General features: G+C 35.9%; 19 protein-coding genes and 1 pseudogene. 4 read left to right on the top strand and 16 right to left on the bottom strand.

What is annotated here, in order from left to right; genetic code table 11:
* Positions 1 to 9: 9 nt before the first annotated feature.
* The 3 genes from Q5760_RS11410 to Q5760_RS11400 all read right to left on the bottom strand — a co-directional run bounded on the left by Q5760_RS11410 (position 10) and on the right by Q5760_RS11400 (position 2,068).
* Positions 10 to 597, bottom strand: a complete 588-nt coding sequence (locus tag Q5760_RS11410; RefSeq protein WP_428912280.1) for a hypothetical protein — start codon at positions 595 to 597, stop codon at positions 10 to 12.
* Positions 598 to 683: 86 nt separating this feature from the next.
* Entirely contained in the window at positions 684 to 929 is a 246-nt protein-coding gene (locus Q5760_RS11405; RefSeq protein ID WP_428912279.1) for a hypothetical protein, read from the bottom strand.
* A 257-nt stretch (positions 930 to 1,186) separates the two neighbouring features.
* A complete protein-coding gene (locus Q5760_RS11400; protein ID WP_428912278.1) occupies positions 1,187 to 2,068 on the bottom strand; it encodes a PhzF family phenazine biosynthesis protein in 882 nt (293 codons plus the stop codon).
* Between the two features lie 403 nt (positions 2,069 to 2,471).
* On the opposite strand from Q5760_RS11400, the gene Q5760_RS11395 reads away from it, so the two are divergent.
* On the top strand, positions 2,472 to 2,954 hold the full coding sequence (locus Q5760_RS11395) for a glutathione peroxidase (protein ID WP_428912277.1): 483 nt from the start codon (positions 2,472 to 2,474) through the stop codon (positions 2,952 to 2,954).
* Positions 2,955 to 3,117: 163 nt separating this feature from the next.
* Here the strand turns inward: Q5760_RS11395 and Q5760_RS11390 are convergent, their stop codons facing one another.
* The 3 genes and pseudogenes from Q5760_RS11390 to Q5760_RS11380 form a co-directional block, all read right to left on the bottom strand.
* Positions 3,118 to 3,663: a response regulator gene (locus Q5760_RS11390; RefSeq protein ID WP_428912552.1), complete on the bottom strand. Its 546-nt coding sequence runs from the start codon at positions 3,661 to 3,663 to the stop codon at positions 3,118 to 3,120.
* A gap of 78 nt (positions 3,664 to 3,741) precedes the next feature.
* A complete protein-coding gene (locus tag Q5760_RS11385; RefSeq protein WP_428912276.1) occupies positions 3,742 to 4,773 on the bottom strand; it encodes a fatty acid desaturase in 1,032 nt (343 codons plus the stop codon).
* 297 nt (positions 4,774 to 5,070) lie between these two features.
* A pseudogene (locus tag Q5760_RS11380) lies at positions 5,071 to 5,220 on the bottom strand (hypothetical protein); the annotation flags it as partial.
* A 546-nt stretch (positions 5,221 to 5,766) separates the two neighbouring features.
* On the opposite strand from Q5760_RS11380, the gene Q5760_RS11375 reads away from it, so the two are divergent.
* On the top strand, positions 5,767 to 6,066 hold the full coding sequence (locus Q5760_RS11375) for a hypothetical protein (RefSeq protein ID WP_428912275.1): 300 nt from the start codon (positions 5,767 to 5,769) through the stop codon (positions 6,064 to 6,066).
* 135 nt (positions 6,067 to 6,201) lie between these two features.
* On the opposite strand, the gene Q5760_RS11370 is transcribed toward Q5760_RS11375, so the two are convergent.
* The 8 genes from Q5760_RS11370 to Q5760_RS11335 form a co-directional block, all read right to left on the bottom strand.
* A complete protein-coding gene (locus Q5760_RS11370; protein ID WP_428912274.1) occupies positions 6,202 to 6,474 on the bottom strand; it encodes a hypothetical protein in 273 nt (90 codons plus the stop codon).
* Positions 6,475 to 6,924: 450 nt separating this feature from the next.
* A complete protein-coding gene (gene ltrA, locus Q5760_RS11365; RefSeq protein ID WP_428912273.1) occupies positions 6,925 to 8,226 on the bottom strand; it encodes a group II intron reverse transcriptase/maturase in 1,302 nt (433 codons plus the stop codon).
* Between the two features lie 616 nt (positions 8,227 to 8,842).
* Positions 8,843 to 10,324 carry a sodium/proline symporter PutP gene (gene putP, locus Q5760_RS11360; RefSeq protein ID WP_428912272.1) on the bottom strand — a complete coding sequence of 494 codons (1,482 nt, stop codon included), beginning with the start codon at positions 10,322 to 10,324 and terminating at the stop codon, positions 8,843 to 8,845.
* Positions 10,325 to 11,281: 957 nt separating this feature from the next.
* Positions 11,282 to 12,148: an ABC transporter permease subunit gene (locus Q5760_RS11355; protein WP_428912271.1), complete on the bottom strand. Its 867-nt coding sequence runs from the start codon at positions 12,146 to 12,148 to the stop codon at positions 11,282 to 11,284.
* Positions 12,132 to 13,067 carry an ATP-binding cassette domain-containing protein gene (locus tag Q5760_RS11350; protein ID WP_428912270.1) on the bottom strand — a complete coding sequence of 312 codons (936 nt, stop codon included), beginning with the start codon at positions 13,065 to 13,067 and terminating at the stop codon, positions 12,132 to 12,134. Before Q5760_RS11350 ends, Q5760_RS11355 begins: the two co-directional genes overlap by 17 nt.
* Before the next feature lie 60 nt (positions 13,068 to 13,127).
* The gene (locus Q5760_RS11345) at positions 13,128 to 14,261 is read right to left on the bottom strand and encodes an anti-sigma factor family protein (RefSeq protein WP_428912269.1); all 1,134 of its coding nucleotides are present in this window, start codon (positions 14,259 to 14,261) and stop codon (positions 13,128 to 13,130) included.
* Positions 14,258 to 14,803 (bottom strand): RNA polymerase sigma factor SigX, encoded by a 546-nt coding sequence (locus Q5760_RS11340; protein WP_428912268.1) that lies wholly within the window; start codon positions 14,801 to 14,803, stop codon positions 14,258 to 14,260. Before Q5760_RS11340 ends, Q5760_RS11345 begins: the two co-directional genes overlap by 4 nt.
* A 119-nt stretch (positions 14,804 to 14,922) precedes the next feature.
* Positions 14,923 to 15,495, bottom strand: coding sequence for a hypothetical protein (locus tag Q5760_RS11335; RefSeq protein WP_428912267.1), 573 nt, complete (start codon positions 15,493 to 15,495; stop codon positions 14,923 to 14,925).
* A 420-nt stretch (positions 15,496 to 15,915) separates the two neighbouring features.
* On the opposite strand from Q5760_RS11335, the gene Q5760_RS11330 reads away from it, so the two are divergent.
* Together Q5760_RS11330 and Q5760_RS11325 are read left to right on the top strand one after the other, a co-directional pair.
* Positions 15,916 to 16,410: a hypothetical protein gene (locus Q5760_RS11330; protein WP_428912551.1), complete on the top strand. Its 495-nt coding sequence runs from the start codon at positions 15,916 to 15,918 to the stop codon at positions 16,408 to 16,410.
* A gap of 227 nt (positions 16,411 to 16,637) precedes the next feature.
* The gene (locus Q5760_RS11325) at positions 16,638 to 17,150 is read left to right on the top strand and encodes a hypothetical protein (protein ID WP_428912266.1); all 513 of its coding nucleotides are present in this window, start codon (positions 16,638 to 16,640) and stop codon (positions 17,148 to 17,150) included.
* A 298-nt stretch (positions 17,151 to 17,448) separates the two neighbouring features.
* On the opposite strand, the gene Q5760_RS11320 is transcribed toward Q5760_RS11325, so the two are convergent.
* A complete protein-coding gene (locus Q5760_RS11320; RefSeq protein ID WP_428912265.1) occupies positions 17,449 to 17,604 on the bottom strand; it encodes a hypothetical protein in 156 nt (51 codons plus the stop codon).
* Between the two features lie 418 nt (positions 17,605 to 18,022).
* Positions 18,023 to 19,228, bottom strand: coding sequence for an MFS transporter (locus tag Q5760_RS11315; RefSeq protein ID WP_428912264.1), 1,206 nt, complete (start codon positions 19,226 to 19,228; stop codon positions 18,023 to 18,025).
* Positions 19,229 to 19,259 lie beyond the last annotated feature (31 nt).

Below are 19,259 nucleotides of genomic sequence, written 5' to 3'. Positions count from 1 at the left end.
ATAACCATTTTAGTCTTTGTAGACCCATTGTTCTGACGTCCCATATGCACTTACATTTGTGTTTATATCTGTTGGATTGCCTAAGAGTGATTGAACGTCTGTAGTCGTCATCCCGATTTGAATCGTTTTGGTGATATTATTTTTTCGATCTTGTCGTTCATGTGATTCTCGTACCATTTTAGCGTATTTGTATTTCTCTGTATCCCTATATTTTCCATAGAGTGCATCATATTTTTCCTGAAAAGGTTGAGGAAATTTCGAATAACCTTCAGGGATACTCACTAAATAGGTCGTCACCATACTTGGATCTTCCGTTTCGTGTTTGATCGCTTGTGCTAAATGGTAGATATTTTTTAATACCGTGCCCTCTTCATGATTCACCGTCTTAATCGTTATTTCTTCTAACTGATTATTCCTCAATAACCCAATCAATTCATACTCAAATAAAAATGCTTCTGCCCTTTTAACTGTTTCACCAGCTAGAAATTCATGATTCAAATAACCTGCCTCTGATAGACGATTAATCTCCTCGTAGTTTTCGGAAGATATATAGTCATCAATGATGGTGGAAAATCGTTCTTTAGCGTGTCGAGACAAGATCCCTTCAAGTCTGGGTTGTACTGATGCAAATTTGTCGATATATTTTTCCTTGTCTTCATGGAATAGTTTCTCTAAATCGATTGCTACAGGTAGACTTCTTTCAGTCCCTCTAAATCTTGATCCGAATATTTCTGCAGTTTTTCTAGATTATTTTCTTCCAGTAATTGGAGCGCATATGTATAATTCTGTTGTTCAATCGCATCTTCTATATTGGAACTAGTCTGTTCCATTTCTGTTATTTGTGCTTTAATCAGTAACGATATTCCACCCGCTATTGCAAATACAATGACTAATATGATGAAAAGAGTTGAATTTGACAACTTAGTCAACTTGTTTCCTCCTTTTAGAAGAAAATCTTTCCCCCTATTTTCATCATATTAAGATGATCCTATTCGAAAAATAGTGAAACATGAAGACCCTCATCTATTTAGTGAGGGAAATTGGAATTTAATTTAACCCATTTGTAAAATCGATTCATTATTCTTTAACGATGAACCTGGAGACAGTTCTGGCGTTTGATTAAATCGATTCATAACATCTATGAAACGCTGAGAACCGTCCCCCTGTTTCTTGAACCATCAAGGTTTTAAAGAAACCATTCTCCTTGAGCGATTTTTACTACTTTACCTCCTACGTAAACGTTGATTTTCCCATTATCATCATTTGCTTTTAAAAACAATCGAGAAGGTCTTTCAATTTCATATCCTTGTTCTACATGAATGTTAATTGTGCTTTTCTTAAAATATTGATACTTAACCAAGTAAGAAGCCAAACATCCATTAGCACTTCCAGTGGCTGCATCTTCAGGAATACCGTAATAATCTGCAAAGTCTCGAACATTTAAATCATTTTCCGAACGATATGTTTCGGGTGAAAAAACCATTATTGCTTTTGCATCCGTATGTTTAATTAATTCAAGGTATTTTTCTTTATTTATTCTTACATTTTTAACTGCTTCTAAAGAAGTTAAAGGGACAATTATTACTGGAAGTCCAGTTGAAACTTCTTGAATAGGAAATCGATTGTCTAGGTTTTCTTTATCAATGTTTAAAACATCTGAAACATGATTAGGATCTATTATTCCACCAAAAGTTGGTTCATTTTGTTTCATCCATAGAACTTCTTCTTGATGATTAAATGAAACTGGTATCTGTCCACCTTTAAAGTTTAAAATAAGGTTTTCTGATGGGCTTTTTAATATTTCGTTTTGAATAATATATGCCGTTCCTAAAGTTGGATGACCAGCAAAAGGAATCTCTTCATTCGGTGTAAAAATACGAACATCATAACCATCATCATTTGTTAAATCAGACAAGATAAAAGTAGTTTCGGAGTAATTAATTTCTTTGGCTATTTGTTGCATTTCACGATCGGAGATTTTTCCAGCGTTTTTAAAAACCGCGAGTGGATTTCCTGTATATTTTCCTTCTGAAAACACATCTACAATAGAATAATGAATTTTCCCCATAAGACGCTCCCTCAATTCCTTTTCTATTTTTACTAACCTACCAATTATTTCATTTTAAGTTAAAGAAATAAAGATTTCATAGACTAATTTGACAAAACTTCACAATCTCAGATTAATATATTTTAACAATCTGTTCCTTAAAATGAAAACAGACACATTTCTTAAAGAAACGCGCCCCTCTATTGAATAAAACAGGCTTTGCCACAATGAAACACGAAGAACCGTCCCCCTGTTTCACTATATTAACAATAATTTTGTTATGCAAACTATCTCTTCCCCTTTTTACTTTTAATAAATGTTTCTTCTAGACTACAATAATGATCTTGTAAGTCTAAATCATCTTGTAAGTTTAAATCGTGTACGATTTAATTAATTGTAGAGTCTAATACTAGGAGGAAAAATCATGACAACCGTTTATGATTTTAATATAAAGAAAACAAATGGTGAGGAGATATCTTTGAAGGACTTTGAAGGTAAGACACTCCTGATTGTGAATACGGCTAGTAAATGTGGGTTAACGGGGCAATTCAAGGAATTACAAGAATTGTACGATCAATATCAAGATCAAGGCTTGGAAATTTTAGGTTTTCCTTGCAGCCAGTTTCATAATCAAGAATTTGATAATATTGAAGAAACGACTGAATTTTGTCAACTGAATTATGGTGTCACGTTTCCCATGTTTGCCAAAATTGAAGTGAATGGAGAAAATGAAGATCCATTATACACCTTTCTGAAAGCTCAAAAACGTGGTCTCCTTTCAAAAAAGATCAAATGGAATTTTACAAAGTTCCTTGTTGATAAAAATGGAAAAGTGGTAGAACGGTATGCACCTACGACGACACCAAGGAAAATAGAAGATGATATTAAAAAGCAATTATCATTGTAAAGAAGGTAGAGCTTGTTGGAACAATCCTTTACACTCGAAAATCAAATTTTTCTGTGTTTCTCTACCCTCTATTTATTACAAGAGGATAACTTTTAAAAGGTAAGTCTTCATTTATATGTATATACTTATCTTCAACCAATCTTTTTAACTTATAGCAAATGAGTCAAGGAACCTGTCCCCTTGACTCATCCATTTTATCCATGATGGTTGAAAAGTAATTTCGAACTGTTCTGATTATTTTTCTTTGATGTTTAGTGGTTTTATGATGAATATGAGGATCGACCAACCGTTCTGTTCCCGATTCGTGAACCATTGAATCATCGTCCATTAAGTCGGCACAATAAATTTGCTCTCCATTCATAATTCTACGAATGCCGTCAACTAACTCTTTACTTGGGCTGTCTTTTAAGAAATAACCTCTTACTCCTGCTTGTTTCGCACGTTCAAAATATCCCGTCCTTGCAAAGGTTGTTACGATAATAACCTTGCATCCGGTTGACTTTAAAGACTGTGCGGCATCAAGTCCGTTCATTTCGGGCATTTCGATATCCATTAAACAAATATCAGGCTGAAATTCATGTACCAGTTTCAAGGCTTCTTCTCCATTTCTTGCTTGCCCTACTACTTTCATATCCTCTTCCAAATTAAGAAGAGAACCGATGACCCCTAAGAGCATCTCTTGATCTTCCGCAATGACAATGGTAATCACACACATTCTCTCCTTTTTGAAAGCTGTCTCCATATTGAAACTCCCCACATAACGGGGGAGTCTCACATAAATGGAATATTACACTTCGGGTTTTACCTTAACCGAAACTCTTTTTTTCGCTAATGCTTTAACTTCCCTAAAACTCACGAAATTCTTACTCTTCTCATCCCATAAACGGAAGCGAAGTGACTTTAAACTTGTCGCAAGCGTAATCGTTGGGACATTCTTTAAAGGTGGTGTCGTGTTGTGCGCTTCTTCTAATTTATAATTAGGAACTCTTGGACTTAAATGATGAACATGGTGAAATCCAATATTACCTGTAATAAATTGTAATACTTTTGGAAGCTTATAGAATGAACTTCCTTCTACAGCCGCTTTTACATACTCCCAATCTGGATCTTCTTCAAAATAAGAATCTTCAAACGTATGCTGAATATAAAATAACCAAATACCTGCTGAACCGGCAATCATGAAAATTGATCCGTGGATCAGAAGAAAGGTCTGCCAACCGACTGCAAGGCAAAGCAATCCGCCCAAAGCAACAATCAGAACATTGGTTAAATACGTATTCATACGTTCCTTCTTTTTAGCACCTTTACGGTTAAATCGATTGTTAAGTCCAAATTGATAAATCGGTCCTAACCCAAACATCACCAATGGATTACGGTAAAAACGGTAGGCTAAACGAAGCTTGAGTGGTGCTGCTTTATATTCATCAACTGTAAGCGTCCAAATATCACCTGTTCCACGCTTATCTAAATTCCCGCTGGTTGCGTGATGGATCGCATGCTCATTTCCCCAGCGATCAAAAGGAAACATTGTTAGTACACCCATAACGGTTCCAACAGCGCGATTGGCACGTCGACTTTTGAAAAAAGAATTGTGCGTACAATCATGAAAAATAATAAAAATTCGAACTAAGAATCCAGCAGCAATCACAATCGGTACTAACGCTAACCAATATGAAACCGAGAGGCTTATATAAGCCAAGAACCATAATGTTATAAAAGGCACAACGGTGTTGATGATCTGCCCTATGCTTTCTTTTGTCGTTGACTTCTCAAACGGAGCCACTTGTTTTTTCAAACTTTTTGTATTTTGTAAGGTCATATTTTAAATTCCCTTCCTGTTTTATCGTAATTCCAATACTATAGGAAAAGAATTTAACATGTTAGTAGCAAGCGTCATACTCGTGGTGTGACAAATGTCACATACAAGCTATTGAGGCTAAGAAGGACAAGGGTTTTCGACCCCTTGTCCCGTCGTATCTTTGTTAATAAGTATAATTTTTTTACGATTCATTTTTATTTGTAAGTAAGACCAATGTCTAAATTTCTTTGTCATTTGTTCAGCGGGCTCTGGTCTTCCATGAAATGGAGATGGGATGTTCTTGTACCATTTCACTTTCTAATTATCTACATTTTCTTGCACCACGAGTGTGTGGTATGTAATTACACTTGGATTGATGTCACATTGCCTTGGCGGTACCTCCGCAATAGTTGCCACATCTAAAAAGGCCATGATCCACATCCAGAAAACTGCACCAGAACCTCCTAATGTATTAAGTGAACCATGAGATCCATTTTAATGATGATACAAAATGATGGACAAGCGTATCATTATATTTAATTGTGTATTTAGCACATAGTGTTACTTAGGTCCAATTTCAAGGTTATGGCAATTTATAGCGGCCCATCTAGTGGGTGCCCTGCAAAAAATGTGGCATCTTCCCTCTGCTAGTCCAAAGGAGTAGACGTCCACCATAGTCCATGTTGAGAGATGGTTATTCCTACTGAGGCCGCCAGCCTCTTTTTTAAAAAAAGAAACCCATAATCGAAAAATATAGGTAGACCATCTAAAATTCCGAGACTCTTGGCACTTGATTTTTAATACAAAAATATGAAAATAATGATATGTGAGTGAGGGGGGACTCTGAAATTTGAGGAACCAATAAAAGGAGCTGTAAGGATTTAACATACGGAAAAAAGAAGAACCAAATTTAAGAAAGGTTCCGGCTTCATGCCTCTACGATATATTTTCTTGGTCCTTTTTCTTATAGGGCTTTATGTTTTAATAGAAGATGGATACGATCTTTTCGTTCACATGGGCTGGAATGTGGAAATGATTATTTTTTTGAGAAAAGGGAGTTATATTTTTCTCATCGTTTTCTTTTTATTCATCATTTACTTATTAATGAAAGTTTATTGGTGGGTTTTGAAAGATTGGCGCGATGGCTCTTCTTTTTCAAGCTTTCCCAAATTTATCGAGAAAGGGGTTATTAGCTTTATCTTAGTTGGACCTTGTATTTTTTCATTCGCTATGATTATCGGCGTTATCTACGTATTCGTTACAGCTGATGAATCCTTTTGGCATGGACCTTTTGAATTATTGGATAGAGGTTAAATGAAACAGGGGGATGTCCCATTAATTGTCCTCCCTTAAAAAGAGTCAGACACCTGCCGTTTTAAAACGTTTAAGAGGCCTCTTTATTAAAACTAAATAAAGAGGCCTCTTTTATTCAACTAACCTATCTATTATTTAAACCGGATAAACGGTTTGGTTATCCGCATGAATCGTCAACTGTTGATCATCCTTATTGAACACAATTTCACCATGTGATGAATGATACCATGTCTTTTGCTTTTCCTCTACGACAAATAAATTTAATTCCTGTTTAAAGTTCAGGATCTCTTTTACCTCTTCTTCTGAGATAGAAACCGAAATGATCCACTTTTCCTCTTTTGGCTCAATTGAATAATCATCTGTTTGATAAAAAAGACGACTTCCAATTGAATGACGAATCAATAACAAATTACACACCACCTTCTATTTAACATTTCTTCTTGCATTATCTTGACTTCAAGATAATTATAATATGAAAGTTAATAATCATCAATGAAATGAAACATGGGGATGGTTCTCCTGTTTCAAAAAGGAGAAATTAGATGAAACACGAGAACCGTCCCTCTGTTTCCTTGCTGTTTTTTGCTTTACCATTTTGCCACCTTTGCGAGCAACTTTGTTCATAATATAACTTGTACAGGAATGCTGTCATAATACATGATGTGAGACCAACCCCCTAGCGCCATAATCCAGTGAGAATCGACTCCACAATTTCAGTTGTATCGTAGAGTAAGAAACTGATTTCAAAGGGATAGCTTTTGCTATCTCTTTTACTTTCAGCTCCTCCTCATCAAACCGTACGTGAAGTTTTCCTTCATACGGCTTTCCGACGTTCTTCTTTCCCTGGCTTTACAGCGTCTAACTAGCTAATTTCACTAATATATGTTTCACTTCTTTTCTTACATCCTTTAAATTTCCATGTTTCTTACGATTATTTCTCTTTTTGTTATGAAATAAGGTAAGTCGTTCTAATACATACCAGTCGATTCTATTTAGCCATTTCTTTGCGTGAGCCGAGATAAGATAGTAATTCTTGAAACCTTGCAGTTTCCTATTTAGCCCTTTTACTAACTCTCTGATATCCAAGTATAATTTATTCCTTGGTTCTGTATAGGCTTTAATCTTAGAACGCATTTTCTTCATCGCATTCCTCTTAGGTATATGTGACATGACATATAACGTGTTTCCACCTTTTCGTCTGATTGGAAACTTCCGATTATGAAATCCTAGAAAATCGAAACCATCTATGTCATTCCACAGATTAACTAGTCTCGATTTATTTCTAGTAATAGTAAGGTCAAGTTTCCTCATTATTGATTGGATGACCTTTATACTTTCAAGTGCTTGTTGTTTGGTTTTACACATAATGACGAAGTCATCCGCATACCTTATGAGTTCACCCAAGTCTTTGAACTTCTTCTCCCAAAGCATATCCATTGTATTTAGGTAGATATTAGCTAAAAGAGGTGAAATTACACCACCTTGCGGTGTACCAGTAATTGGATTTCTTATTTTGCCTTCCTCCATTATGCCTGACTCTAGCCATTTTCGAACAAGCTTTAAAACCCGTCGATCACTAATCCTTTGTTCTAATATTTTCATCAACTTGTATTGATTAATATTATCGAAATATCCTTGGATATCGACGTCTACTACCCAAAAACATTTCTTACTGGCTTTTCTTATCTTTGCCATCGCTTGATGGGCATTTCGCTTTGGACGAAAACCAAACGAACAGTCATGAAAGTCAGCCTCGAATATTGGTTCAATAACCATTTTCGTTGCCATCTGTACGACCCGATCTTTAATAGTTGGAATTCCTAATGGACGTTTCTTTCCATCATCCTTTGGAATATAGGTTCTTAGGACTGGACTAGGGTGATAACGCTTCTCCTTTAGTTCCAAATAGAGCTCGTTCATAAATTTCTTTTCCCCGTACTCCAAGACGATTTGTTCAATCGTCTGTCCATCGACACCTCCACTTCCTTTCTTTCGCTTCACACGTTGCCATGCCTCCCATAGAATATCAGGACGATAGATTTTGTCATATAAAGCGTGAAATCTTCGAGTTGGACATTCCTTGGCACAAAGATATAACGTCTTCCAGAGTTCTTGAGCTTTTACTTTATTGGTGTAGTTAGTCATTTTCCTGACATTCACTGACTCTTACCTCCTTCTGACATATGAACGAAGTAGGGTAATGGCTTGCGCCGTCCTTCCCTAGACAATGTTGTGTTGTCATTGTCATTAATGGTACTATGACCCCCTCCGACTCCCTCTCATCCATCCACCACTTCGTTTGCACTTATAGGTTTCTGCTTTACTTTCGTTAGAAAGTGACAAGGAGGGTATCCCCAGTTCCGCTAACTACTTTACTAACATGTCGCTCCCCATACCCCGAGAGATTCATCGGTGCTGCTATTCCAAGATCTTCACACCTTCCATGGTCTTCGCCCATTATCCCAAGGCTCGACTTCTCTTTGGCTACCGTAGGTAGGTTCTTTTGACGAGACGGCAGGATTCACTTTATGTTACAACCTGTTAGTTTGCTCGCACTCCGCTAGGGAGTTACTTTGTCACATGGCTTCAACCTTAGAATTTCTTCACCAGTTGCCTGTCAGCTACTGAGCGTCTTGGTACTTACTCAGGTTGGACTTTCACCAACTAGCAATTAACGGCTTGCTGGGCACGCGGACAAAAAAATACCCTACAGGAAGACTTTTTCTACCTGTAGGGTCATGTTACTATTCCGATGGCTTTTAACTAAATTCTTCTCTTAATTAAGCTCATCCTTCAATGTTTCTTTCATTTCATCAAACTCTGTGTCAACCTCTGTTGAAGGTTTGGCAGTCAGTTTGCTTACAATGATGATGGCTGCGAATGACAAGATGAAGCCAGGAATCATTTCATACATAAATCCTTTGAGAGCTTCATTACTGATCCAAATAATAACCGTAACTGCACCCACAATGATTCCTGAAAGTGCACCCCAGACATTCATACGTTTCCAATACAAGCTTAATAGAATCGCTGGACCGAATGCTGAACCAAATCCTGCCCATGCATACCCAACTAAATTTAGTATGGTATTATTTGGCGTTAGGGATAAAAGAATCGCTACGATTGAAACAAGCAATACCGTTAAACGACTAATCGCAACAAGTTGTTTATCGGTGGCATCTCGCTTAAAGAATGTTTTATAAATATCCTCTGTTAATGCGCTAGATGTAACGAGAAGCTGAGAAGAAATCGTACTCATAATCGCTGCTAGAATCGCTGCTAGCAAAAAGCCAGTGATCAACGGGTGGAATAATACATTGGAGAACATGATAAAAACCGTTTCAGGATCCTCAAGCGTAACCCCTCTTTGATTGACATATGCAATTCCAGCAAGACCTACAAACATGGCACCGATGATCGAAATAATCATCCAGCTCATGCCAATTCGACGTGCAGGCTTTAACTCTTTTACTGATGTAATGGCCATAAAACGCACGATGATATGCGGCTGCCCAAAATATCCCAATCCCCATGCTAATAATGAGATAATCCCGATCACCGTTGTACCTTTAAAGAAATCGAGCAAAGTCGGATCAATGGCACGAATCACATCGAAGGTCGGCTTTACACCGCCTAAATCGGTAAAGGCTACAATGGGAACCAAGATAAGAGCTACAAACATAATAAGCCCTTGAACAAAATCCGTTAAACTCACTGCTAAAAATCCACCAAATAGTGTATACGCGACAACAACGCTGGCTGTAATCAATAATCCTAATGTAAAGTCTAACCCAAAGGCTGATTCAAAAAGTACACCACCTGAAACCATCCCTGCTGAAGTATAAAGGGTATAGAAGATGATAATCACAATGCCTGAAATTAATCGTAGGATTCTCGATTTATCTCTAAATCTATTTTCGAAGAAATCGGGGATTGTAATGGAATTGTTTGCTACTTCTGTATACGTTCTTAATCGAGGCGCAACAAAGATATAGTTTAAATACGCTCCTATACTTAAACCAATAGCAAGCCATAGACTGGACATACCTGATACATACATGGCTCCTGGTAAGCCCATCAGCATCCATCCACTCATATCTGATGCGCCTGCTGAAAGAGCGGTGACAGCAGGTCCTAAACCGCGTCCACCTAACATAAATCCTTCAATATTATCTGTTGATTTCTTATAGGCGTAATACCCAATCAACATCATTCCAATAAAATAGATTGCTAAAGAAATATAAGTTTCAAAACCCATCCTATCTCTCCTTTTAAATATTTTTTCGATCAGCGTTCAACTAGGATTCTTTAATCCTACACAGTAGAATTTCAAAATTGACTTCCGCAATGACGGGGTGACAGAAATGTGCACTGAAGTGACTTGTACAGGAACCATGACAGGAATCGTTCACCGCTTATGGTTATTTAACCTATCAAAATATCGAAAAGGATTCAAGGACATTTAAGAATAATAGAATCGTTGGAACAAGCTGAAAATCCCTTTATATCAGTGGTTAGAGCAATTTATAAAAAAAGTTAAATTAATAATATTCAGTATTTTCACACACAGGGGAATCCGAACGTTATGGTAAAAAATTAAGGACTTTTCCAGACACTAGTTTAGGCACCATCTGTTTTTACTATGCCCCACATAGAAAACAGCACGAGGTCCTTCTCATGGATTAGGTGAGCCATGAGATCCATTCGAATGATGAAACCATATGAAGGACAAGCGGATCATTAAATTATAATGTGTATTTAGCACATAGTGTAATAAGCTTTTATTATTCTAGGAGGGCTTAATATTAGAGTCTGTTAAAATAAATCTATAATTGATGGCTTAAGGGGCCAGAATAAAAAAACAACATTTGTACCAGGCTTCCGGCGTTTTTTACTTATTACGATATTTAAATTATTAAAGAGTGGATTCCATGCGAACGCCACCATGAGGGTATTTATTGAAAAAGATAACACACAAAAAAGCACCTCTAAAATAATTTAGCGGCACTTTACTTTCACTTTTTATGGTTCTTGAAATATCAGCAAAAATGATTCCGTAAATCAGACAGGTCTAATGTACACGAATCAAATAAGACCATCATTTTTCATTGACAAAAATAGTGGATTCTCATTTTCTAAGCCCTAATTTCCAAAAAAGAAATCAGTTAACATAATATTATTGTTGTCAATTAATATTTTTGTATATATAGTGTATTTACACATCACGTTTTTTAAAGCTCTTAATCGCAAAAAGTAAAACAAATACCACGTAACCACAAGCATACCAAATCAACAAATTACTAGGGCTAGAGATACTCGTGAACATCCCACCTTGTGCGAATGATAATGGATTGTCTGTCGAATCAAATAATAAAATGGTCATTTTCCGATAGATGGAGTCCACTGGAAAAATAAGACTCGTGATAATTCCAATATTCACCATGCTCGTCTTCTCTATGACCGTCCCAAATTGTTCAATAAAGCCACCAATAAAAGCAGCACCATACATGACAATGGCAACCACTCCAGCATTTAACGTGGTCATTTTTGTACTTAAGAATAATCCAAACGCAATCAATACAATGGGCATTAGAGCAAAAACGCTTACGGCTTTCATCAGTTGCATGCCTGTGAAGTCCAACGCCATCCATGCTGCACCAATCCCTTGATGAATTAGAATGATACTAAAAAATAATCCGATTACATAAGCAATCATGAGGAGCGCTAAACCTACAAACTTTCCCAAAACAAAATGAGTTCTAGAAATGGGTCGCATCAACCATGTATCAATTTGATGACTTGACACCTCACCTGAAATCGAGCTCACACTAGACAATATCGCAAGCAACGCTGTAATAAAAGACGAAAAATATAGTCCTACTCCTAAAAGTTGTGAAGATACAAACTGCTGTAATAAAATAGCTTGTGTTCCGATATTTCCCTCTTGTCCCGGCAAGTCCTTACCCGCAAAATAGATAGCCGTTCCATAAAGCGTTAAAAAAACAATCGTCATGATGATCGTTATTAAAAAGATCTTCTTTGATACGATTTCTTTAAAGGTTAATTTACTGATGGTCCACATACTTGCTCTCCTTTTTCTTATTCACCCAATGCATAAAAACATCCTCTAAATGAGGCGTGATTGGTTTAACCTCATAAATAGCAACTTGATTGGAAGTTAAATACTGGATGACCCTAGGAATATCGGATTCACTTTCAAGCTGGATCCCCCACCTTATACGTGACTCTTCTTCTCTCACTTTTTGGATGGAAGTCACAAATGAAGGGATCGGCACACTGATCGACTGTTCTGTTACCACTTCAACTTGTGCTTCCATGATCATTAATTCTCTCCAAGGTCCCTGTGCAATCATTTCTCCTTGATGAACAATCGACACATGATCACACACAGACTCTACCTCATATAACAAATGACTATTTAAAAAAACGGTTTTTCCCTGATCTCGAAGATAGAGCATGAGATCTCGTACATCTTTGCGTCCAATTGGATCTAGTGCAGATGTTGGCTCATCTAGAAAAACGACCTTCGGATCATTTAAAATCGCACATGCAAGACCAATTCGTTGGGACATCCCTTTTGAAAAACCACTGATCCGTCCTCTTTCTCTACCTGTCATTCCTACTAACTCGACAACTTCTTCAATTCGCTTTTTTCTTTGCCGAACAGGTATTTTACAAAGCTTAGCATGGCTTTCTAGTAATTCCTTTCCTGTTAACCAATCTGGGTACCTAAATAACTCTGGTAAATACCCTACTTGTTCCCGTGATTTTGTTGTACCAATCGGTTGTCCGAGAATATATCCTTCTCCACTTGTCGGTTGTAATAATCCAAGTAGGGTACGGACAAATGTACTTTTTCCAGAACCGTTAGGTCCTAAAAAACCATACACGATCCCCTCACCAATCGATAACGTTACATCTGAAATTCCACCTTTTCCTTCGTATGTCTTCGTTAAAGATTTCGTCTGAATAACGTTCATCCTCTTCCCCCTATTTATTAAAGGTTCAAAGCGGAAGTTGACCGCTTTGAACCATTCGTTTTACTGAACTTGTTTACTTAATTGAATCATTTCGTCAAGGTCCATGGCATCGTTCGAAACAATCGCATGAATACCGGCATTATCCTGCCAAACAATCATGGATTCTTGTTCACTCTCTACTACAAATCCTTGAGCATCTCCAACCATTACTTCACTCACCTTAGACCCTTCTGTTTCGACAACAGGAATCGGCAACGTGGTTTCAAAATCTTTAATACTAGCAAGCTGTGCCTTCACATTTTCAGGTAAAAATGGAAGTGAAAGCAACGTAGCTCGTAACTGCCCTACCGACACTCCTTCTGGAACATTGACTTCCGGAGATTTTGTGGAGATATAGGAAATCTGTTGATCTTCTAGTGTGTAGTCTGCTTTAATGGATTCAAATGTGGATACAGAAAATGGCTTTTCATCTAATGATGCCTCAAATTGATGGTTAGACCCTAATTGGGTCAATAATTGATTGGCTTTTTCTACATGTAAGGTAAACGTGATGGTTGATGCTGGAGTCACGCTTACTTCCTTCACATCAAATTCACCTATTTTAGGTACTGAGTAGCCCGCCTCTTCAGCCTTTTCTACATTTTCAAAGTACCGTGGCTCTCCTGTCGTCTCTGACTTTTCCAACTTCCCAATTCCCTTTAGGTCTAAAACGCCTTCTTGATTTTCATTCATCCAATTCTCCATTTCACTTATATCACTTTGTGTTAACTTCACCATTTCAAATTGATCCACGCGGAATAATGATAGAAATTGACTTGCTCCTACTTGAACTTGAGGGATTGCAAATGAGCTCAAAATCCCTGCTGCTGCAACTCCTGAAATAAGGTACCGTTTTGTTTTTGTTTTCAATGTACTCCATCCCTTTCCTATCACTCTATCTCTATTTTTTATTAATTTATAACCTCCAGCTTGTTGAAGGTTTTTTTCAAATTTCGCCCATGCCCGTTCAGTGTCAATGGCTACACCTTTAACATCTAAGGTTTTCTCACAAAAAGAATGAAGACGTTTCAGCTCATCGATGTGTTCACGACATGTTTGACAACTCTCTAAGTGCCTCATGATTTGTTTTTTCTCATCACGGCTGACTTCTCCATCTAAATAAGCCTGCAGTACACCCATATCATGACAAGTCACTCATCCTCTCCCCTTTCCTCCATGTAAAATTTCCGAAAGCGCTTCTTCGCTCGAACTAATAAAGCCCCAATGGATGTTTTACCCACACCTTTGCTTTTCGCAATTTCTTCGTAGCTGTATCCAGAAAATTTCATGATCAGCATATCACGATCTCGTTCAGATAATTTCATTAATGTATTCTGAACTTCATAAATATCTTCACTCTTCATGTACTTATCTTCAACGGATCCAATTGAATCATTTTCATAGTTTTCTAGTTTATTCTTTCGAGCATGATGGCGTTTTTCCGTTCGAATATGATTATAGGCAGTATTCACAGCAACCTTTGTTAACCAGCCTGGTAAATTGTCGATCGTATTTTGATCAGTATGATAGAGCTTCATAAATACTTCTTGAGCAATATCTTCTGCAACGGATTGTTCTTTTACAATGATCATCGCTGTTCGAACAACATGAGCATAATGTTGTTTAAATAGATTCTGAAACGTTTCTTCTTTTAACAGATGATTGATATTTTCCGACAACGTCCCCCACCCCTCCATTATCGGTACCTCCTTCCAAGAGCTCTCAATATAATGACACCGGAAAAATGACTTTTGTGACAGTATTATTTTTTTATTCGACACTTCGGATAATGATTAAATAGAATGAACATTTTCTATTAAACGGAGTAATAGAAGGGACATGGAATTCTCATAGTGTTTCGATCTATATAATCTTCTAATTTCCCTTCAAAAACGAATTGAAAATCTGCTAAGTCTATTATGTCACTTGGTTTAATTAAAGAGAGATCTTTTTGTTCAAATTGACTGATGTTACTCTCCTTTAAAACCGATGCTACAAATTGAGAACAAAAGAAAGCACTCTTTCTTTTTATTGGTTTTTTAAAAAGCACTCCGAATAATCCTATAAAATTGTAGTGATAATGGTCCTTTTTAGAGGCTATTTCCTGAATATATTGATGCATCTTCTTATATTCATCTATTGATATTGTTAAAGAATAAATGGCACAATCGGCCTGTAAAAATAGAGGAGAATCAATATTTTCTTTAACGAATCCCCCAATGAAAGAATTTTTCGGCTTTTTTCTCCCAAAACTATATACCTCCATTAATTCGGCATCGAAGGCAATGGAAGCATGATTATAGGGCTTTTTTGTATAAAATTTAATCATTCTTGTTAAAACCGTTCCGGTATCCGTTAAAAGAATATAAATCTTTCTTTTTCTACCCATGATGCTCACCTTTATTTGTAAATGATAAAAAACCTTCGGATCGACATAATCATCTCTCAACAATCTATGAACCCATTTTCACTTGTTTGTTTCATCAAAAGGACCTCAATTCCTTTTTTTTATTTTAAATATTAGCATGTAATTTATTGTTTTTCAATAAACTTTTATTCTTTTTTGTTATATTTTTATTGAATTGCTTCCTAATCACAAAAAGATGAGTCAAGGGGACAGGTTCCTTGACTCATTGTGTTAACGCAGCGGGGTCTGCCCCCTATTCAGAATTTGACATTTAGATTGATTCCTTCTTTGTATTTCTTTTTTTCGTTTTTCAAATCATTTATATTTGAAATGACTGAAACATATGATAGTTTGAGATTAGCAAAAGTTCAATGTTTACCGCTTCTTAATACAGTGTTTATAATGAATATGGAGGTGAATAAAATAATATCACGAAAAATTATTTCGGCATCTATATCTGGCTCTATGTTTGCTATTTTGTTAGGTCTATTCGTGCCAAATCCATTTGGTGAAACTATTTCATCCATACCCCATTATTTATTTGCTATGGTATTAAGCACACCTGTTTATTTGATGTATAGTTTCCCAGCGATATTAATTTATGGAGTGTTAACCTCTACCATTAGTGATAAAGTCAGTTCATTTATTGCAACAAAAATGAAAAATGAAAAATCTGAAATCATTTTATCTGGCATTTTACACGTAGTTTTTGGTCTTATCTTACTATTTTATAGTTTAGGTGCTTCTTTGTTGTTCTTTATTACCGATAGATTTCTACAAAAGAAAAATAAAGATTATAAACCGTTACAATCCATTAAGAGCTTGGCAATTCCATTAGCAGTCTGGCTAATTTTTATGGGAATTGTATATTTAGAGCATATATTAAATGGCGGTTAAAAGGCATTGGGAATCCTTTATAAAGGGTTTTCGAAATTTATATCCATTTTTCAACATTAAAGTTTAACAGAGCCTTAGCAAAAATAAAAAAACAAATAGTATTATAGAATTAGTTCTAATGACGTATTTTGTATAAAGTATTTGATAAACAATGTTTTTTCAAAAAATAGAATTCTATATTATAATGGTACTAGTAATTGAGATATACGATTGGGGGAGAAACAACTTTGAAACTACATAATATTGAAATAAATGATTTTAATATTGTTGATTTTTTAGAAACAGCTATTGAAAAAGGGCAAAACTTTCTTAATGTTCCTGTATTCCTTGTGGATGACTTAGATAGTATTGATTTTTATGAAACCTTTAATATCTATGGACATGCTGAGGTTCCAGAAATGCTTCACGATCTAGTCGAAGGAAAATACCTATTCGTTAACTTTAGTGATTGTGGGGTAAATCATCCTAATGTAGCCTGCATTGATGGAGCCGAATATCGTATGATTAAAAAAAGTGAAGAAGAGGAATATTTTGATGGAGAAGGAGCTCCTAAGGATTTTGTTTTTACAGAAAACCTTTTCTTAGGTGAATCCAGTTCCATTGGATATATCCTTACTTACGTTGACGATAAAATCTCCATTGAATCCGCTCAACTATACATTGACGGTATTGAACTGATAGAAGATGTCGAAGTGTTTGAAATGCCGATGAAGAATTATTTGAAATCATTTTTAAAATAACTAAAAAAAGAAACATTACTCTTACTCTGTAACATTAAATAAAGTAAAAGGCACAAAGCATTGATTTGCTTGTGCCTTTTTTAATGTCACACATTTTATATAAAGATTCTATTTTGTTGTTTTAGACCTCTACGAAGACCTCTTCCACAACAACCAAAAGGAACGTAACCACACGTTCCTTTGATGTCTGACATTAAACAGGTTTCATTATTTCGCAAGACTTCTAAGACTTTTTATGACTTTAAATAAAACAAGCGATGTTTCTTTTTTCATAAAGGAAGCGAAAATCGTTCGTTTATTAATGGCGATTTGTCAATTTCAAAAGTTCGGCAATCATATCAGAGCTACCTGGCATAAGTAAAACAATTGCTAAAATAATAAAAAGAATCCCGAAAACAAACAGAGAAATCACGATTTTAACTGATCTAGGTACACCTTTCCAAAATGCTCCCATAATAATAAAAATAACCCTATCAGAAGTAACAATAAATAATAAAATCCCATGTAATCACCTCATTATTTAAAATTTACACACCAGACCTAAACCAATATCCACAAAAGTACTTAGCTAAACTAGCTTAAAATTAAGTTTAATAAATTAATTATTGATTTACAATAAAAAAATATCATTTTACATCATTATATTATCGTTTTTATATAAAAAGAAGCATTCCTATTAAAGAGAATGCTTCTTATCATTAAATATATCTAATTCCCTTAATTGCTAAAAAAAGACTGCATAGTGACGACCTGATTGTTATGTTAAAGCACCGTTCGTAATTTATGATTTATTTCTCGGTCACAGCCATTCTATCATCTATTATTAGGATCTGATACTAAATTTGGTTTTAAAATGAACCTTTTGCGATTCATTAAGCGATATCTCTATTTAAATAATTATTTACTACTAAATGGTCTTTCCGTCCATGTAAGAATAGATAAAGAATAATGAGGACAAACATAAAAATACCTAACCCTACAAATAAATTTCCGTAACCAAGGAACGGGACTAAATACCCTAAGAAATAAGGTCCGAAACCAAGACCGATATCTAAACCAATAAAGTAGGTGGAAGTCGCTAGCCCCATTTTCTCTGGCGTCGTTACTTTTATCGCAAGAGCTTGAAACGCAGAAGAAATATTACCAAAACCAACACCAATGATCGCGCCTGAAAGTAATAAAAGGAAGGAATTATGTGAGATACTTAATAGAAGTAAGCCTCCTCCAAATAAAACGGCACATGGATAGATAATATAGTTAGCCCCTTTTCGATCCATCATACGACCTGTAAATGGACGTGTGAGAAGAACGGCTATTGCGTATGCTAAGAAGAAAAAGCTTGATGCACGAAGTAAACCACGCTCTTCTGCAAAGAAGTTAAGAAAAGCAATAAGGCTTGCATAGCCTAATGCAAATAATAACGTCAAAATCGAGATGGGAAGTGCTTTTCCATCAATAAATTGAGAAAGATGAAAGCCCTTTTCGTCTTGAACCGTACGGGCTTGGATTTTCGATATTCTGGTAAATAAGGCACTGACTAGCGCTAAAATGGCAAAAACCACACAAACCATGAAAATAACAGAATAAGTAGTATGTTGACTCAACAACAAACCGAAAAACGGTCCGATGGCTGTTCCAAGTGTTGCACTCATACTGAAGTAACCAATTCCTTCACCTTTACGCGAACTTGGTAAAGTTTGCGCTACGATTGTACTTATCGCTGTAGAAGCAATCCCAACGGCAAAACCATTTACAAGACGGCTTATGATCAATACGATAATCCCCGCTTGAATAAAATAGAAGGACATGGTTATCGGAAATAGAATGAGACCAATTAGTAATATTTTTTTCGTGCCAACATGGTTAATGATTCGACCTGTAACGATTCGACCTAATAAGGTTCCAACAATATAAATTCCGGCTACAAGACCCGCTTGTGAAATAGAAGCATGAAACTCCTCTACAGCGTATGAAGCCATTGTCACCATTAATAAATAAAAAATAATCATAATGACGAAGTTAATGATGGACATAATAATAAAGTCTTTAGTCCAAAGTTTTTCACTTGTATTACTCACTTAATATCCGCCTGCTCTCTTAATTAAATTC

The organism is Niallia sp. Kr1 (assembly GCF_050389805.1).
Taxonomy (GTDB): domain Bacteria; phylum Bacillota; class Bacilli; order Bacillales; family Cytobacillaceae; genus Bacillus_BD.
Note: the sequence above shows the minus strand (reverse complement) of the source record. Positions and strands in the feature narration are given on the sequence as shown.

What these genes read in the sequence shown, in the direction of transcription:
- Q5760_RS11400 (WP_428912278.1), bottom strand. Translation starts at nt 2,068, where the DNA reads ATGGGGAAAATTCATTATTCTATTGTAGATGTGTTTTCAGAAGGAAAA.
- Q5760_RS11395 (WP_428912277.1), top strand. Translation starts at nt 2,472, where the DNA reads ATGACAACCGTTTATGATTTTAATATAAAGAAAACAAATGGTGAGGAG.
- Q5760_RS11385 (WP_428912276.1), bottom strand. Translation starts at nt 4,773, where the DNA reads ATGACCTTACAAAATACAAAAAGTTTGAAAAAACAAGTGGCTCCGTTT.
- Q5760_RS11375 (WP_428912275.1), top strand. Translation starts at nt 5,767, where the DNA reads ATGGGCTGGAATGTGGAAATGATTATTTTTTTGAGAAAAGGGAGTTAT.
- putP (WP_428912272.1), bottom strand. Translation starts at nt 10,324, where the DNA reads ATGGGTTTTGAAACTTATATTTCTTTAGCAATCTATTTTATTGGAATG.
- Q5760_RS11355 (WP_428912271.1), bottom strand. Translation starts at nt 12,148, where the DNA reads ATGTGGACCATCAGTAAATTAACCTTTAAAGAAATCGTATCAAAGAAG.
- Q5760_RS11350 (WP_428912270.1), bottom strand. Translation starts at nt 13,067, where the DNA reads ATGAACGTTATTCAGACGAAATCTTTAACGAAGACATACGAAGGAAAA.
- Q5760_RS11340 (WP_428912268.1), bottom strand. Translation starts at nt 14,803, where the DNA reads ATGGAGGGGTGGGGGACGTTGTCGGAAAATATCAATCATCTGTTAAAA.
- Q5760_RS11335 (WP_428912267.1), bottom strand. Translation starts at nt 15,495, where the DNA reads ATGGGTAGAAAAAGAAAGATTTATATTCTTTTAACGGATACCGGAACG.
- Q5760_RS11330 (WP_428912551.1), top strand. Translation starts at nt 15,916, where the DNA reads ATGAATATGGAGGTGAATAAAATAATATCACGAAAAATTATTTCGGCA.
- Q5760_RS11320 (WP_428912265.1), bottom strand. Translation starts at nt 17,604, where the DNA reads ATGGGAGCATTTTGGAAAGGTGTACCTAGATCAGTTAAAATCGTGATT.